Origin of the sequence: Spirosoma validum (assembly GCF_014699035.1) — a bacterium.
GTDB classification, from domain to species: Bacteria; Bacteroidota; Bacteroidia; order Cytophagales; family Spirosomataceae; genus Spirosoma; species Spirosoma validum.
Window position 1 is genome coordinate 29,806 of sequence record NZ_JACXAA010000027.1, and the last position, 15,324, is coordinate 45,129.

Here is a 15,324-nt window from a genome sequence, read left to right on the forward strand (position 1 = left end):
GAGTACTTTAGGGTGTCATGCTTCGTGTACTCTGTGCCTCCGTGGTTATTAAAATTTTGCGGTAAATGACGCTACGCATGCAAGTTAAATACTATCTCTTTTTTCTGCTGCTGACAGCGTCCGTGTATGGACAAAAACCAGCTCCTCCAGCGATCTATTCCGATCCGGTGAGCGCTTTGCAGACTTATCACGAAAATCTGGCTCAACTCCGGCAGGAACATAAAAATCAGCAGGAGTTACCCGATCTGAAGTTTTTCATGTTCGGCATGGGCGATCGACTCAAGCTTATCTACCGCAACGGCCGATTGCTGAACGCCATGACGGGGAATATTGAGGAGCAGTGGAATGTAAAGCAGGAGGTCATTTTACCATCAGAGTATCTGGTGCATCTGGCATTGGCCGATGGCCAAACTGTTCAGATTCGGGAGGATGAGTCGGGCGTATGGTTACTCCAGACGGCCAAACGCCCTCGATTGATTCCCGGTACACGTAGCCGGTTGAGTCTACCACGCTTTGCCAACAAAACTTTCGGCCCGGTGTTGCGGGTGTTGCACCAGGAAGTACTTATCAACGTCATCAACGGTCGGCCGGTACCGAATTTCCTGGTCTATTTCAAACCGTGGTATCGCGACGCTGCGCAGATGGCTATGGTCCTGCGTGCGACGGATAATCTGCATCTGATCCGCGACTGGATTCTGGCCATCCGAGACCCGTTCGACCGGAACAACCAACGCGAGACGGATAATCTGGGGCAGGTGCTGTTTTTGGTTTCGTTAGTGTCCAACAAAACCCATCCGGTCGTACCGGTCGTGCTGGATTCGGCTCGGCGGTTCCAGACAGAAAAGCACATTGTGGGTAAGACGGATAATGTCGCGCATCCGGTTTATCAAACCAAATGGCTTAAGTACGGGCTCAAATCGCTCGACTTATCTGATACGTACCTTATTCCGAAACAAGCGGATAGCTACTCATCGGTGTTCTGGCTCGACTACAAAACGGAGCATGTCGATGAAAAGCGAGTCGATGATAATTTTAGTAACAATCCTTTTTTTGGCTGGGCAGAAGATCATTTTTATGACCAGGCGAACGTATCGGAAAAACGGGGCATGGTCGGCAACATTGACTATCCGCTCAGCTGGCAACAACGGGACATCGACGCGCATTACCCCGGTTTGACGGTGCTTGATCGGGAATTAGTCAAGCAGAAAATCGCTTTCCCACACGCCTGGCACGCGGCCGAAATGTTCCTGCTGCTAAATGAGAAATAGAGTTCTCGTAAAAAAGTCAGGGGTAGTCAACCGTTTCAGATACTGTTTCTCAACGGTTGACTACCCCTGACTTTTTTACGACGCTTTTGACGAATTACTTGTCGCTTCCTCCGCCAATAATAAATCCGGCTTTAACACTGAAATAGGAATTTTTGGCGGCCAGCGCCCGGCTGGTGGCGCTAACGGTTACCTGTGTATCACTAACCAGATTATAATCGGCTAGCAGGTTAAGGCGCCCCCATCTGACCCCTACTCTAGCCATGCCGCCCGCTACGTTGGTAGCTGGCAACGGATACTGCGTTGTTATGCCAAATCGTGTGTCCGATTGGGCACTAGGCTCCGTGTGGTAAAGTCCGCCCCCGATCCCGACAAAAGGCTGGATCGAACCGCCAATATTGATCGAATAATTAGCTGTTACAACTGCCGACATAATAGACTTTGTCTTCGTTTGAAAGACAGTACTTTCATCGATGAATTCGGGACGTTGTACAAACGCCTGCTCTAAACGCAGACCAATATCCAGATTCGAAATAACCCGGTATTGAGGCTCCAGATTAAAGACAAAACCAGCCTTTTTAATCGAATTACTGTTCGAATAATCGGCGGTTGCCGCATAACCCACAGCAACGTTCACTTTAAACGGCTTGGTAGTCTGGGCACTCGCAAGGAAGGGGATCAGTAACAATACACTGAAGAACAGCTTTCGCATAAAGAATTAAGATTTACTACGTACTTGGTTTAACGATTCGGACAGCCTGTTACCGCATAAGATTCACAGAAAACGATTACGGTTGGCACAGAGTCACTAAAATTGTTTGTTTCGTTCGCATTCACGACTACTTGCAATAACCAGCCATTACGTTCAGTACAACCAATTTTCCGTTTCCGTTGCAAACTGTATGGCTAAAACGCACATTCATTTGATTACTCTAACGAAGTCATTGGTTCTTTACCTGCTGAATCGTCGCTGTTTTCTGTTGCTATTGAGTTGGCCATCGACTATGCTGATAGCTCAGGCGACAAAGATACGTTCAGCGGATGTATTGGCTATGCCTTTTGGGCGAACAAACCAGATTACTTATAACCTTACGTCAGGAACAGCCGACGTAACGTATGGTCGGAGTCCCATCATAACGGGCGCTTTTGCCGCAGCTCGAAACGGGACATTCGAGGTGAACAGCAAGGTATACACGACTCGTCAGGCCAGAAAAATCACGCTACGGGACGCATTGGGAACCGGAACCCGATACGTCATTACATTAACGGGCAAGGGTTTACCCGCCATGCAACAGGTGTTTGATACGTATCCCGACAAATCGTATTTCTTTACCGAAATCAGTTTACGTGGTCAGTCCATCAGCAGTAATTATTTGGCGCCGTTGGTAGCCAATCAGGTCAACAATGGCAGTACGGGTGATAATCGGGTATTGTTCGTTCCGTTCGATAACGATACGTTCATCCGCTACAATGCTAAATCCATGAGCACTAGTCTCACAAATACCAGTTCGGAGGTAACGGCATTTTATGAAAATACCAGCCGAAACGGACTTGTGATTGGTTCCGTTGAGCATATGGTCTGGAAAACCGGCGTAAAGACAACCGGAATTGGCCAGCGATTGTCAGAACTCGTTGTCTGGAGCGGTTACGCTGACTCAACCATTACCCGCGATAAAAAGCCGCACGGTACGTTGTCAGGCAATCACGTAAAATCAGCAAAACTATTTGTCGGGTATTTCAATGATTGGCGGCTGGGTTTGGAAGCTTACGGAAAAGCAAACCGGCTCGCCGAACCGCGTTACGTATTCGACTGGAAAAAGCCCACGCCGGTTGGCTGGAATAGTTGGGGTGCTATTCAGACGAAACTCTCACTGGCAAACGCTAAAAGCGTCGTTGATTTTTTCGCTAATGAACTGAAAGGGTTTCGCAATGATAGCACTGCGTATATCGACCTGGATTCTTACTGGGATAATCTGTCGTCGGGCGGGTTGACCGGTGATTTTAGTCAGCTGAAGCAGTTTGCCGACTATTGCAAAGCACAGCATCTGAAGCCAGGAATTTACTGGGCACCCTTTGTCGACTGGCGCAAACGCGACCGAACGGTTGAGGGCAGTACGTATCCATACAGCGAAATATGGACCAAAGTGAATGGGAAATACCATGAACTGGATGGTGCCCGCGCGTTGGACCCAACTCATCCGGGCACGCAGCAACGGTTGGCGTATGTCATCAACAAGTTTAAGGACTGCGGTTTCGAAATGATCAAGATTGACTTTATCGGTCATGCCGCTATTGAAGCTGATCATTTCTACGATTCAACGGTAACGACGGGGATGCAGGCGTTCCGAAAGGGCATGGAATTTTTGAATGATCAACTCGCGGATAAGATGCTGATCTACGTAGCCATCTCGCCCAGTTTAGCAACGGGTCGTTACGCTCACATGCGCCGGATTGCCTGCGATGCCTTTCACTCAATGGCCGACACGCGTTATACGCTCAACAGTACGAATTACGGCTGGTGGCAAACGCATCTGTACGACTTCATTGACGCCGATCATACCGTTTTTGGTACAGAATCAGAAGGCGTGAACCGCGCCCGGCTGGCGTCGGCCCTTGTAACGGGTACGCTCATTACTGGCGATAACTACGCTACGTCGGGGCAGTGGCTAAGTCGAGCACAAAGCCTGTTGCAAAACCCGGCGCTTCTGGCCATTGCTAGAGCCGGCATTGCTTTTCGTCCCGTTGAGGGTAATACCGGCGAGTCAGCGACTAATTTGTTCGTCCGCGAAACGGACCGTTACGTTTATCTGGCGGTTTTTAACTACGAAGACAATAAAACAGTAAGCATCGATTTCTCTCGAATCGGTTTGCGGGCTGGACGTTACGTAGCGAAAGAACTATACAGCAACACTACGTTGGCCGCCCAGGATTCTATGAAGATAACTTTTGACGAACCTGATGCAAGAATTTATCAGATCAATAAGCAATCGCCTGAGCGCTCCGAACAGAAAATTCGATAAGCAATCAAGCTGTTCCGGAAGGTAGCAGAAGTGACGTTCTTAAAAAGTCAATTTTGCACAAAGAGATTGTTTATTTCTCCAGTTCGAACGCCAGCAGTACGTTACCGGGTATTTCCCCAAACATGCCATAACCCGAATTGACGAACAGCATACCGTCTGACACCACGGGCGATGGACCATCGATTGATCCGCCTTTTCCCTCAATACCATTGACAGTCTGATACGGTTTGTCGGTATCATAATCCCACAGAATTTTGCCGTCTTTGGTTGAGTAAGCCCGCAAATGCCCATCCAGTGTTCCGGCAAAAACGACGCCCGGAATAACGGTTGGCGCGGCTGAATTGGCTTCAATACAGCCTTTCTTTCCTTCGCAGGATGGTGCGGGCGTGTTCCATACTACGTTACCCGTCATTATGTCGATCGCAAACAGGCCAGGAGCGGGTTTAATCAAGGAATCAACTTTAGGATTAATGCCGTATTTGTTATCGGCATTGGCGGCATAGACCAGTTTTCCATCGGTTGCCATGCCCCAGTGGATTCCACCCAGCGCCCCGCCGTGACCAATACGAGTTTGCCAGATCACGTTACCATCATCAGGCGATAAGCCGTAAACGATTCCTGCTTTTTGTCCCACTACCAATAAATCATACCCATTGGGCTGCTTCGCTAAAATAGGCGCCATGCCAAAATCGTAATCAGGCCCTACTTTTTCGGGACAATTCGGATTACCCGGACATGCCAGATTCCACGTATCGTCTTTAGTCGCCTGAAACGACCAGGCCAGTTTTCCGGTTTTGAGGTCTACTGCCTGAATGGCGTCGCTGGTCGTTGTGGCTGGAGTCGTGTAGTTCTCACCCGTTCCGTAGTAAAGCAAACCCCGTTTCGTATCGACTGTCGGGCTGCTCCAGATGATAGCTCCTGACGGACCGTAAAATGGCGAGCCGTTTTTCTTTTTTCCGACTTCTTTAGCTTCGTCGGTAATGACCCGATGCCGCCAGATTTCCGTACCTGAACGAGCATCTAAAGCGACAATCTCGCCCGACGATGAGCAACAGGGATAGGCCGGGTCTAAGACGGAAGCTACTTCGATAGAGGTTAACGGTACGTAAATCCTGTTGTCGTGCACCGCTACCGAGCCCGTATTGCCCGATTGCGGGTGCTTGCCCGTTTTATTTTCCCAGAGCAACTTGCCTGTCGTTACGTCCAGCGCGTAGACATTGGTATTATTATCAGCAAAGAAGGCATGAATAGTCTTACCCGTCTGAACCACTGAAATCGCCCCCCGGATCGCCGACTTCGCCAGAAAACGCCAGCCAATTTTACCCGTCTGTTTGTTAAGGCAATACACTTCCCCAAACTGACTTCCCACAATGAGCCAATCGCCGACGATAGCCGGTTTACTACGTACCTGATTGGCTTCGGGAAAGGCAAAGGCCCATTTCAGTTTAAGTTTACCAACATTCTCGGCCGACATACCTGCCTGTTGCGCCGACCGATAGCCCGTTCCTTCCAGATCACCACCCCATCCGGAATGATGCACCGTCGGCTTCTCACTGGCGGTAAGTTTAAATATAGCGTAGGCTTCTTTGGGAATTGCGGTTTCTGTTATTACTTTTCCCGTCAACCATTGAGCCACAGCTTTCCGCTGCTCTGACGTTAACCCGTTGGCCTGTACACGCATTTTACCCGTTTCCAAGGCTGCGAGAATAGCGCGGGGAGGCATCTGCGCGAGTACCAAGTGCGCCGGCGCACCAACACCTGCATCCGCTTTATGACAGGTATTGCAGGTAGCCATATATACTTTTTGCCCTTCTGCCAGAGCAACCGCATCCGGTTGCTGGGCGAACAAACGAACTGTCAGAAAGAGAATGAGGCTGGTGAGCCACGTAGAGCGGCTAAATACCTCGGATCGATAAACTTGACAATAGCTTTTCATAAGACACTGACTGGTTTAGCTTAGGAAACGTATCCTATCGACGTGGTTAAAGATCGACACATTGCGTTTCGCACCAACACATTTTCAGATAAACGGCTGATTACCAAAGCTAAAACCCTCTTTTTATCGGATGAATTAGAATGGCTATGTCCTGATGCGGGCTTAGCAAACCATTAATGCGACAGTCTGTCACTTTGCCGAAATAATCAAAACCAATCCCAGTACGTAGCAAATACCCATGATGATGAGGTACCGACTGGATATGGCCGGGGCATTCCGAAATTCGTGCCAGATAAACACACCCCATAGCACAGCAATAATGGTGGCCCCCTGCCCCAAACCATAACTGATGGCATAGCCAGCCGCACCTGATGCCAATAGGCTCGACGCCATACCCAGGCACCAGATCATTCCGCCCAGCATTCCGATTCGGTGGCTACGTCCGCTTACGTCGCCATAAGTAATTTCGTCATCGGCAGGCTTACCTGTAAACCGACGCAGAATCGGCAGGAATAGCGGTGTGCTCACGACTACGCCTAACCCGAACAGCACCAGGGCAGTATACGGTGTCAGTAAGCCGGGGGCTGGATTGGCGAAATCGGTGGCCATTGCTTTGGCTACGAAATAGAAGAAGAAACTCATCAGGAACCCACCCAACAGCGAAATGACAAGGCCGCGTGTGCTAACCGACTGGTCGATGCTCGCTTTGGCCCGATAAGCCAGGGCACTGAACACAACGGCCAGAAAAATACTAAAAACACCCGCTGCTAACAGTCCGGCCGCTCCCACTGGCGACAGAATGTAGTTCACCACCACGCCCAGGATCAAGGCTAGTCCGATCCCAACCGGCATAGCGACCGACAAACCTGCCAGTTCGATACCGACGACGATCAGGATATTCGCAATGTTGAAGACAAACCCGCCAATCATCGCATAGAGCATGTTCTGGCGATTAGCCTGACCGAAATCAGCCAGAAATGACCGGCCCGAGCTTCCGAAACTACCCAACGTGAAGGCCAGCAACAAACTTAACAACAGAATACCGTACGTATAATCCCGATAGAAAATGGTTGTCGGCACCGATTGGGTGATTAATTTTTGCGTGTTTGCCCAGGAGCCCCAGCACAGCATCGTAAGAAAGCAGACAACAACCGCGAATGGGTAATTTGAGATGGTGAACATGGCGGAAGGATGTGATTAGGTGGATGAAAATCTTACGTCTCTGATGGACAGAAAAGACGCTTGAAAGCTAAAACCGGCAACTTACTGTTTCCTACCTTTGTCACTATGAATTATATCTACCTTCTGCTTGCTTTTTTGGTTGGCCTGGCGATTACCGTTCAGGCAGGTGTAAATGCTAACCTCCGTCAGGCAATGACTAGCCCAATTCTGGCCGCAGCTATTTCCTTCGGGTCAGGCTTTATCGTACTGGTGCTGCTTTTTCTGGCTTCGGGTGGATCAACGCCTTCAACCGATGCGATCCGGCAGGTGAGCTGGTGGAAGTGGATGGGTGGCGTTATGGGCGCCGTGTATATGATAACGGTTATCGTCAGTGTCCCGAAGATCGGAACCGCTAACTTAGTGAGCCTGAGTGTAGCGGGTCAACTGCTGGCGGCCATTGTCCTGGACCATTACGGATTTATGGGCTTTTCGATCCATCCGGCTAACGGTTGGCGATTGCTGGGCAGCGTATTGATCATGGCCGGAGTATTGCTGGTGGTGAAAAACTAAGGGCAGTAGTTCGTTGTTCGTAGGGAGAAGACCATACAGACCGAAACTGACAAACGCATGTCCATCAACTACCGCTTCTATCCCTCACTGCTGAACGTTTTTTCGCGCTACGTACGTGGAGGTAATCTTTCCGCGCAGGAGTTGCTCGACTCGATTAATCGCGTGCCGACGCCAACCACAGCCGCTCAGGAACGCGGCATTTCGTTTGAAGAAGCCATCGTGAAGGGCACCGACGAAGCCCGATTTGACCCGGAGATCGTTAAAAAAGTCAGAAAGCTCCTCCCCCGCCCGATTGTCGATACGCAGGTTTATTGTCAGTGGCAAATTGACGACGTATTATTTTATGGGTACGTGGATCTGATTGGCAAATTCAAAGCCGTCGACCTAAAGACAACCGGGTCTTACCAACCCGGCCGTTACGTCCATAATCACCAGAATCTGTACCTCCACGCGCTGAAACAGAAAGGCATTAAGCTGATGGAATATGTCATCACTGACTTCAGCGAAGTCTATGTAGAGAGTTACGCGCTAACCCACCCGATTGACCGGCAGTTGGAGGATATCCGTTTGTTGAAGGCATTTCTGGAAGAACACCGCCCGTTAATTACGGATAAAAAGATTTTTGTGGCGCCCGGCGAAGAGGCTGATGCCCGCAGGCAACCGCTTTCATAACTCACCTGTTGTTTCTGTAAACTTATCGTTCCGTTGGCTCAATTACAAACGCGAGCGGAGCGGCATTCGTCGTACCTTACGGGCATGATCCAGCAAACACTTCATCTCTATCAGCGGGCTTACCGGGGCTTATCGCCATCGGTATGGCTATTGGCGGGTGTTATGCTCATCAACCGCTGCGGTACGATGGTTTTGCCGTTCATGACGCTCTATCTCACTCAACATTTGCATTATTCCGTTACGGATACCGGCATCGTCATGGCCACTTTTGGAGCGGGGGCTTTTGTCGGTACGTTTCTCGGCGGTCGGTTAGTTGACCGGTTTAGTTTCTACTACGTTCAGCTACTAAGCCTTTTGTTTGGCGGAATAGCATTGCTTACGCTACAGCTCGTTGTCAATTTCTACGCCCTCTGTGGCAGCGTCTTCATTTTTACGCTGTTTGGCGATGCTTTTCGGCCTGCGAATCAGGTTGCCATTGCTCATTATTCCGATCCTGAAACACGAACCCGTGCGTTTTCTCTTAACCGGCTTGCGATCAATTTAGGCTGGGCCATTGGGGGCGGCTTAGGTGGCTGGTTAGCCAGCATCAACTACAGCCTCATTTTCTGGACAGATGGGCTGACCTGCATTGTAGCGGGTATCGTACTCTGGTTCTTTTTACCCGTCCCCGAAAGAAGTAAGCGATCAACTAACGTAGCGCAGTCGTCTATAAATGCTCCCATAAACCCGGACTTGACGGGTACATCACCTTATCGGGATACGTTATTCGTTGGTTTTGTGATCTGTTCGGCCCTGTATTTTATGGTGTTCATGCATTTTTTCACCATCGTACCGCTCTTTTTCAAAAAAGTTTTACAACTAAACGAACGCCTGATCGGTGGATTGATGTCGCTTAACGGTCTTTTGATCGTCGCAGTCGAAATGGCGCTGGTCTATAGTCTCGAACAACAGAATCGATCAAAAATAAGCCTGATTACACGAGGAGTTACGTTGGTCGCCGTCGCCTTTATTCTGCTGACGATACCAAGCTGGCCAGCCCAGTTGGGACTTGATACGGTCGGAGTAATGCTTCCCGGACTAGGCATTGCACTATTATATATTCTGTTCGCTACGTTTAGCGAAATGCTGGTGATGCCCTTTCTCCAGTCGTTTACCGTCGAGCGATCAAGCCCGGCCACGCGGGGGCAATACTTGGCCCTATATGCAATGGGGGGTGCTCTGGCCCAAACGGCGGCTCCCGCTTTTGGTTCGTTTATGATCGCCCGCGTTGGTTTTTCAACGCACTGGCTGGTACTAGCCGGAATTAGCATAATGACAGCTAGTGGATTCTGGTGGCTGGGCAAGCGGCTGGAACGTAGCGCCGAGCCAATGGTCTTTGCTGAACCGTAAATCCATCAACGATTTTCTGAACTTGCCTGCCCAACTTTCTTTGCGACCTTTGTAGAAAGTGCAGAGCGTTCGGCTTATTCGCTGGAACGCCAGCCCGGTCAATCACTGATATGACGGACCGTTCATTCACGTAATCACTCATTGTATTTTGAAACTCTGGCAAAAAGAAGGCGTTACTACAGCCGACAAAATTGACCGCTTCACCGTCGGACGCGACCGTGAAATGGACCTCTATCTGGCTCCGTTCGACGTACTGGGCAATCTCGCCCATGCGCAAATGCTCGAAACCATCGGCCTGATTTCTTCTGATGAATTAGGCATGATGACTGATGAATTGAAAGCTATTTATCAGAAGATTCATCAAGGACAGTTTGAGATTGAAGAAGGGGTTGAAGATGTACACTCGCAGGTAGAGCTTATGCTCACGCGCGTATTAGGCGACGTGGGTAAGAAAATTCATTCTGGCCGGTCACGTAACGATCAGGTGCTCGTCGATTTGAAACTCTTTACGCGGGATCGAATCTGGCGCGTGGCTGAAGCGGTTCAACGTGTATTCTACAGACTCATTGGTCGATCGGAGCAACACAGAGATGATTTATTACCGGGTTACACCCATTTGCAAATTGCCATGCCCTCGTCGTTTGGCCTATGGTTTGGCGCTTACGCTGAAGCCCTGGCTGACGACATGCTGACCTTACAAACAGCGTATCGTCTTGCCAATCGAAATCCATTGGGTTCAGGGGCAGGCTATGGATCATCATTTCCGCTCAACCGGACCCTTACGACTGAGTTGCTAGGGTTTGAGGGCATGCACGTCAACGTAGTGTACGCGCAGATGAGCCGGGGCAAAACCGAACAAACGGCCCTGACGGCCCTGGCAGCGGTTGCGGCAACCATTTCACGGATGGCCATGGACATCTGTCTGTACAACAGCCAGAACTTTGGGTTTCTGATTCTGCCCGACGCGCTCACAACGGGTAGCAGTATCATGCCGCACAAGAAAAACCCCGACGTAGCAGAATTACTGCGCGCAAAAACGAACCGATTGAAAGCGCTGCCCATGGAAGTAACGCTGGTGATGAGCAATTTACCGTCGGGCTACCACCGCGACATGCAACTGCTGAAAGAAATCCTGATGCCTGCGTTCGACGAAATTCTGGACTGCCTCGACATTACGGATTTCATGCTCGAACACCTGCAGGTTAAGCCCAATCTGCTGGATGATGCCAAATATGATCTGTTATTCAGCGTCGAGCGTGTCAATGAATTGGTGTTGCAGGGTGTGCCGTTCCGCGAAGCGTACCGAACCGTTGGCAAGGAAATCGCCGAGCATACGTACGTTCCCCCTCGTGAACTGCATCATACGCACGAAGGCAGCATTGGCAACTTAGGGAATGATCTGATTGTGAAATCGATGGACCAGACGGTAAAAGGTTTCGGGCATGAAAAAGCCCAGTCTGCCATATCCCATCTACTTTCCTGAAAATTCGTTATATTGCTGTAAACAATCAACGTAGAGATGGTAGTAACCCAGGAATCCACACAGACAGCCATCCCGGCTATACCGTCATATTTAGTATATGAAGTGCTCAATGGTCGTCCGCTCTATTATCGGGGGTACAAAGAAGTGCTGGAGAAAAATCTTAACCCCGAAAGTATTATGGGCAGCAGTGCCTTACAGTCAATTCTAGTATCGCTGATTTATGGCCATGTTTTGAATAATCGTGACAAGAAAAAGTACATTCCCGTCACGAATGAAGCAGGTGTCCATATGGCCCTGACCGATAACCTTTCCTGCGACGTAGCAATTTTCGAAAAAGGAACGTTTGCTGTTACAACGAAGTACTTCGACGTTGCACCTAAAATTGTTGTTGAAGTAGACGTTAAAATCGACTTAGCCGACTTCGATGGAATCGAATTTAATTACGTAGCCGAAAAAAATCAGCGTCTATTCGATTTTGGGGTTGAGCGAGTACTGTGGGTCTTGAGCAAGCATCGTCGAGTAATGATTGCTGTGCCTAATCAGGACTGGATTTTTACCGACTGGAGCAATGACATTACAGTTATGGAAGGCTGTGTTCTCAACATCAAGAAACTACTGGAAGAAGAAGAGATTTCTTACTAACCAAACTGCCCGACCATCTTGATCGGGCAGTTTGGTTTTGCAGGACACGGGGCAATTATTCTACCCGATAGGCCACCAGTTTGTTCTTGAAAAAAGTCGGCACAATTAGTAGCTTTTTCTTCTCAATGTATTCAATATCAGCTGAGTTAATTTTTTCGCCACGGGTATCCAACAGTTGCTCTTTTGTCCCGTTGGCACTGATGTGAAAGATTTGCCCATTCCAGTCTGAAACAAAGTAATTGCCTTTTCCTTGCGGTACAATTCCATCGGTATTGGCCATCCCATCGGCCAGGGTTTTCATGGCTTTTGTTTTTAAATCCACTTCGCGCAGAGCGCCAATTTTTGTGCTGCCGATCATGAGTTTGTCCTTTCCGACAGACAGAACGCCATTGGGCTTATTCAATTGCTCCCCTTCCATCAGTACCTCCCATTTGCCGTCTTTTAGCTGATAAATTTTATCAAACCGACTATCGGACACGTACACCGTCCCGTCTTTCGCGACTGTTACGTCGTTCAGGAACGCATTTTTGCCGACGGCATCCCAGGTTTTTTCGGCCTGACCGTTTGCGATGTTGATACATACCAGACGATACACATCGGTTACGTACAACTTATCTTTATACAAGCCCATACCCTTTGGCGCATTCAGGCCCGATGTCCAGCGCAGGTTTTCGATTTTACCGTCCAGTGAGACCTTCGAGATGAAGCCGCTTCCGTCGAGCGAATCGGATTTACCATCGATGTTCGCTACGTACAGCGTATTGTTTCCATCGTAAAGCACTGATTCGGGCGTACGAAGGGTAGTATCCGTTTCCCAGGCTTTTACCAGTTTAATAGGCTTCGGAGCATCTGACGGAGGAGTCAATGCGAGCAGGCTGATACCTGTAAACACTACAGTTGCCAAGAGAAGAGGATGCTTCATAGTCTGATTAGTAATCAATTATAAAAAATACAAAAAAATTTAGTTGTAGGATGCCGGGACCATTTCACGTTTTGGCGTAATAACAAAAGCCATAATATAACTATTCTAACGACTATGTTACTGAAGGTCTTTGATTGTAAAACAATCTTAAAATGAGTGTGTTTAAAAACACGCATCCTAAAAAACAACGCTCATGGAAACTATTCAGCTTCGAGATTATCCAGTGCAGGCACCCGTTGGACAGCTCAAAGAAAGCATTCGCGATATGATTCGACTGCAACGGGATTACCAAATTTCGGATGAGATGTTCTGGGAAATTTTTAACGCGCGTGTTCTCCTTAATGAACACCTTGATGTCGATGCCTTCCTGAATGATTTAAACATTCCGGTTGCCCGTGCGTAACCGAAATGTTCATACATCATCGGTCTTGAATCTAGCGCAATGTACTATACCGATTGCGCCAGACTCTAAACCGATGATGTTATTTTAGCTTAACCGTACGGAAAATAACTCTTTCGACTTTGTGTAGACGTAGCTCACCACCAGTAACGTAACAACGCCACCCAGCACTACGGATGGTACTGTGCCCAACAAGCGGGCCAGTAGCCCGGATTCAAACGCGCCGATCTCGTTCGAGGAACTCACAAAGATGCCATTCACTGCTGCCACACGCCCCCGCATGTGGTCGGGCGGAAAAATTTGCAGAATCGTTTGTCGGATAATAACGCTTACACTATCAAAAGCACCCGTTAAGGCCAGCATAAGAATCGACAGATAGAAATTTGTCGATAAGGAAAAAATGATGGTGGTTACCCCGAATCCAGCTACGGCCAGCAACATATTTCGCCAGGCGTTGTGGGTTGGTGGATGTTTCGTCATATAAGCCATCGTCAGCAAAGCACCAATGGACGGAGCAGCCCGTAGAAAGCCCAATCCCTGCGCCCCAACGCGCAGAATATCTTCGGCAAAAACCGGCAGAATCGCTACGACACCCCCGAACAACACGGAGAACAAATCGAGCGAAATGGCATACAGTACGATTCGGGTTTTAAAGACAAATCGAAATCCTTCTTTTAAACTCTCGCGAAGACCCAACGCAGGTTCATTGGTAACGGGTACGGGCTTGCGGCTAATCAGTGAAATCAGCAAAAAACAAATCCCTAAAAAGCCGATCACGACAATCAGGGAATGATCAAAACCAACCCAGTTGTACAAGAAACCCGCAACGCCCGGACCGACAATAGCGCCAGCCTGCCAGAATGAGCTATACCACGTAGCGGAGTTGGCGTATAATTCGCGAGGAACCAGAAAGGGTTTCAGCGATGAACTGGCCGGTGAATAAAAGCCTTTGGCCGTGCCAATTAACATCAATACGCCGTAGATCGTAGCCAGTTGTGCCGTTCGGGACAAACCCGAAACAATCGAAGGTTGAAAGACCAGATAAAGAATTACAGAGCTGAGAATAATCACCAGCAGACTACACTGCAAAATACTTTTCTTGTCGCGTCGGTCGGCCAGGTGCCCTCCGAACAGCGATAAGGCAATGAATGGAATGGCTTCGGCCAGACCTACAAGCCCCAGCATTAGTGGGTCGTGCGTCATCTTGTAAAGCTCATAACCCAGAATAACTTCCTGAATCAACAACGTAACGGTGATCAGGAAACTATTCATGACGAAGTAACGGAATTCAGGAATGCGGAGGGATGCGTAGGAGTCGTCGGTATATTGTTGAACCATATTCTTAACGGCGGATCGTAACTTTGTCGCCTTGCTATTCACTTAGTCAACCATAAACAATGGAATCTCAGTTCAGAACCCGGGTTAAAATTTGCTGCATCAGCAGTATCGGCGAAGCACAACTGGCGATTCGGTTTGGTGCCGATGCACTCGGGCTGGTCGGTCGAATGCCGAGCGGTCCCGGTGTGGTCGGCGATGAGTTGGCTGCGCGGATCGTTCGGGTAACGCCCCCGCCCATCGCTACGTTCATGCTCACCAGCGAACTCAGCACAGAAGATATTTTGGCTCATCAGCAGCGCGTCGGTGCCAACACCATCCAGTTAGTAGACGCCGTTTTACCGAAAACCTACGCAGAGCTTCATAAAGCTTTACCGACGGTTAAACTGGTGCAGGTCATTCACATCATTGACGAACGAAATATTGACGAAGCCCTAAAGGCCGTTCAGGATGGAGCCGACGCTCTCCTACTCGATTCGGGGAATCCCACGCTGGCCGTAAAAGAACTCGGTGGTACGGGGCGTGTGCA

The 15,324-nt window shown here is 49.1% G+C and carries 14 protein-coding genes; 9 read left to right on the forward strand and 5 right to left on the reverse strand.

Going from position 1 to position 15,324, the window contains the following annotated elements; genetic code table 11:
- Nucleotides 1-77 precede the first annotated feature (77 nt).
- Nucleotides 78-1,268: a hypothetical protein gene (locus tag IC230_RS32635; RefSeq protein ID WP_191043288.1), complete on the forward strand. Its 1,191-nt coding sequence runs from the start codon at nt 78-80 to the stop codon at nt 1,266-1,268.
- 94 nt (nt 1,269-1,362) lie between these two features.
- Here IC230_RS32635 and IC230_RS32640 read toward each other — a convergent pair whose 3' ends face one another.
- A complete protein-coding gene (locus IC230_RS32640) occupies nt 1,363-1,977 on the reverse strand; it encodes an outer membrane beta-barrel protein (protein WP_191043289.1) in 615 nt (204 codons plus the stop codon).
- Between the two features lie 190 nt (nt 1,978-2,167).
- On the opposite strand from IC230_RS32640, the gene IC230_RS32645 reads away from it, so the two are divergent.
- A complete protein-coding gene (locus IC230_RS32645) occupies nt 2,168-4,285 on the forward strand; it encodes an alpha-amylase family protein (protein WP_191043290.1) in 2,118 nt (705 codons plus the stop codon).
- A gap of 70 nt (nt 4,286-4,355) precedes the next feature.
- On the opposite strand, the gene IC230_RS32650 is transcribed toward IC230_RS32645, so the two are convergent.
- Both IC230_RS32650 and IC230_RS32655 read right to left on the reverse strand, forming a co-directional pair.
- On the reverse strand, nt 4,356-6,221 hold the full coding sequence (locus IC230_RS32650) for an outer membrane protein assembly factor BamB family protein (protein WP_191043291.1): 1,866 nt from the start codon (nt 6,219-6,221) through the stop codon (nt 4,356-4,358).
- Nucleotides 6,222-6,410: 189 nt separating this feature from the next.
- On the reverse strand, nt 6,411-7,403 hold the full coding sequence (locus IC230_RS32655; RefSeq protein WP_191043292.1) for a multidrug DMT transporter permease: 993 nt from the start codon (nt 7,401-7,403) through the stop codon (nt 6,411-6,413).
- 105 nt (nt 7,404-7,508) lie between these two features.
- On the opposite strand from IC230_RS32655, the gene IC230_RS32660 reads away from it, so the two are divergent.
- The 5 genes from IC230_RS32660 to IC230_RS32680 all read left to right on the forward strand — a co-directional run bounded on the left by IC230_RS32660 (nt 7,509) and on the right by IC230_RS32680 (nt 12,138).
- Nucleotides 7,509-7,952 carry a DMT family transporter gene (locus tag IC230_RS32660; protein ID WP_191043293.1) on the forward strand — a complete coding sequence of 148 codons (444 nt, stop codon included), beginning with the start codon at nt 7,509-7,511 and terminating at the stop codon, nt 7,950-7,952.
- Nucleotides 7,953-8,009: 57 nt separating this feature from the next.
- Nucleotides 8,010-8,624, forward strand: a complete 615-nt coding sequence (locus tag IC230_RS32665) for a hypothetical protein (protein WP_191043294.1) — start codon at nt 8,010-8,012, stop codon at nt 8,622-8,624.
- Between the two features lie 84 nt (nt 8,625-8,708).
- Nucleotides 8,709-10,013 carry an MFS transporter gene (locus IC230_RS32670; protein ID WP_191043301.1) on the forward strand — a complete coding sequence of 435 codons (1,305 nt, stop codon included), beginning with the start codon at nt 8,709-8,711 and terminating at the stop codon, nt 10,011-10,013.
- A gap of 148 nt (nt 10,014-10,161) precedes the next feature.
- Nucleotides 10,162-11,496: an argininosuccinate lyase gene (gene argH, locus IC230_RS32675; protein WP_191043295.1), complete on the forward strand. Its 1,335-nt coding sequence runs from the start codon at nt 10,162-10,164 to the stop codon at nt 11,494-11,496.
- A gap of 36 nt (nt 11,497-11,532) precedes the next feature.
- On the forward strand, nt 11,533-12,138 hold the full coding sequence (locus IC230_RS32680; protein WP_191043296.1) for a Uma2 family endonuclease: 606 nt from the start codon (nt 11,533-11,535) through the stop codon (nt 12,136-12,138).
- Between the two features lie 55 nt (nt 12,139-12,193).
- On the opposite strand, the gene IC230_RS32685 is transcribed toward IC230_RS32680, so the two are convergent.
- Nucleotides 12,194-13,060, reverse strand: coding sequence for an SMP-30/gluconolactonase/LRE family protein (locus tag IC230_RS32685; protein WP_191043297.1), 867 nt, complete (start codon nt 13,058-13,060; stop codon nt 12,194-12,196).
- A gap of 193 nt (nt 13,061-13,253) precedes the next feature.
- Here IC230_RS32685 and IC230_RS32690 point away from each other — a divergent pair, with 193 nt between their 5' ends.
- A complete protein-coding gene (locus IC230_RS32690; protein ID WP_191043298.1) occupies nt 13,254-13,463 on the forward strand; it encodes a hypothetical protein in 210 nt (69 codons plus the stop codon).
- An 84-nt stretch (nt 13,464-13,547) separates the two neighbouring features.
- Here IC230_RS32690 and IC230_RS32695 read toward each other — a convergent pair whose 3' ends face one another.
- Nucleotides 13,548-14,798, reverse strand: a complete 1,251-nt coding sequence (locus IC230_RS32695) for an MFS transporter (RefSeq protein ID WP_191043299.1) — start codon at nt 14,796-14,798, stop codon at nt 13,548-13,550.
- A gap of 59 nt (nt 14,799-14,857) precedes the next feature.
- On the opposite strand from IC230_RS32695, the gene IC230_RS32700 reads away from it, so the two are divergent.
- A partial coding sequence (locus IC230_RS32700; RefSeq protein ID WP_191043300.1) for a phosphoribosylanthranilate isomerase occupies nt 14,858-15,324 on the forward strand: 467 nt, incomplete at its 3' end.

Excerpts from the sequence above, each read along its gene's own strand:
- IC230_RS32635 (WP_191043288.1), top strand. The coding sequence starts at position 78 with ATGCAAGTTAAATACTATCTCTTTTTTCTGCTGCTGACAGCGTCCGTG.
- IC230_RS32640 (WP_191043289.1), bottom strand. The coding sequence starts at position 1,977 with ATGCGAAAGCTGTTCTTCAGTGTATTGTTACTGATCCCCTTCCTTGCG.
- IC230_RS32645 (WP_191043290.1), top strand. The coding sequence starts at position 2,168 with ATGGCTAAAACGCACATTCATTTGATTACTCTAACGAAGTCATTGGTT.
- IC230_RS32650 (WP_191043291.1), bottom strand. The coding sequence starts at position 6,221 with ATGAAAAGCTATTGTCAAGTTTATCGATCCGAGGTATTTAGCCGCTCT.
- IC230_RS32655 (WP_191043292.1), bottom strand. The coding sequence starts at position 7,403 with ATGTTCACCATCTCAAATTACCCATTCGCGGTTGTTGTCTGCTTTCTT.
- IC230_RS32660 (WP_191043293.1), top strand. The coding sequence starts at position 7,509 with ATGAATTATATCTACCTTCTGCTTGCTTTTTTGGTTGGCCTGGCGATT.
- IC230_RS32665 (WP_191043294.1), top strand. The coding sequence starts at position 8,010 with ATGTCCATCAACTACCGCTTCTATCCCTCACTGCTGAACGTTTTTTCG.
- IC230_RS32670 (WP_191043301.1), top strand. The coding sequence starts at position 8,709 with ATGATCCAGCAAACACTTCATCTCTATCAGCGGGCTTACCGGGGCTTA.
- IC230_RS32680 (WP_191043296.1), top strand. The coding sequence starts at position 11,533 with ATGGTAGTAACCCAGGAATCCACACAGACAGCCATCCCGGCTATACCG.
- IC230_RS32685 (WP_191043297.1), bottom strand. The coding sequence starts at position 13,060 with ATGAAGCATCCTCTTCTCTTGGCAACTGTAGTGTTTACAGGTATCAGC.
- IC230_RS32690 (WP_191043298.1), top strand. The coding sequence starts at position 13,254 with ATGGAAACTATTCAGCTTCGAGATTATCCAGTGCAGGCACCCGTTGGA.
- IC230_RS32695 (WP_191043299.1), bottom strand. The coding sequence starts at position 14,798 with ATGGTTCAACAATATACCGACGACTCCTACGCATCCCTCCGCATTCCT.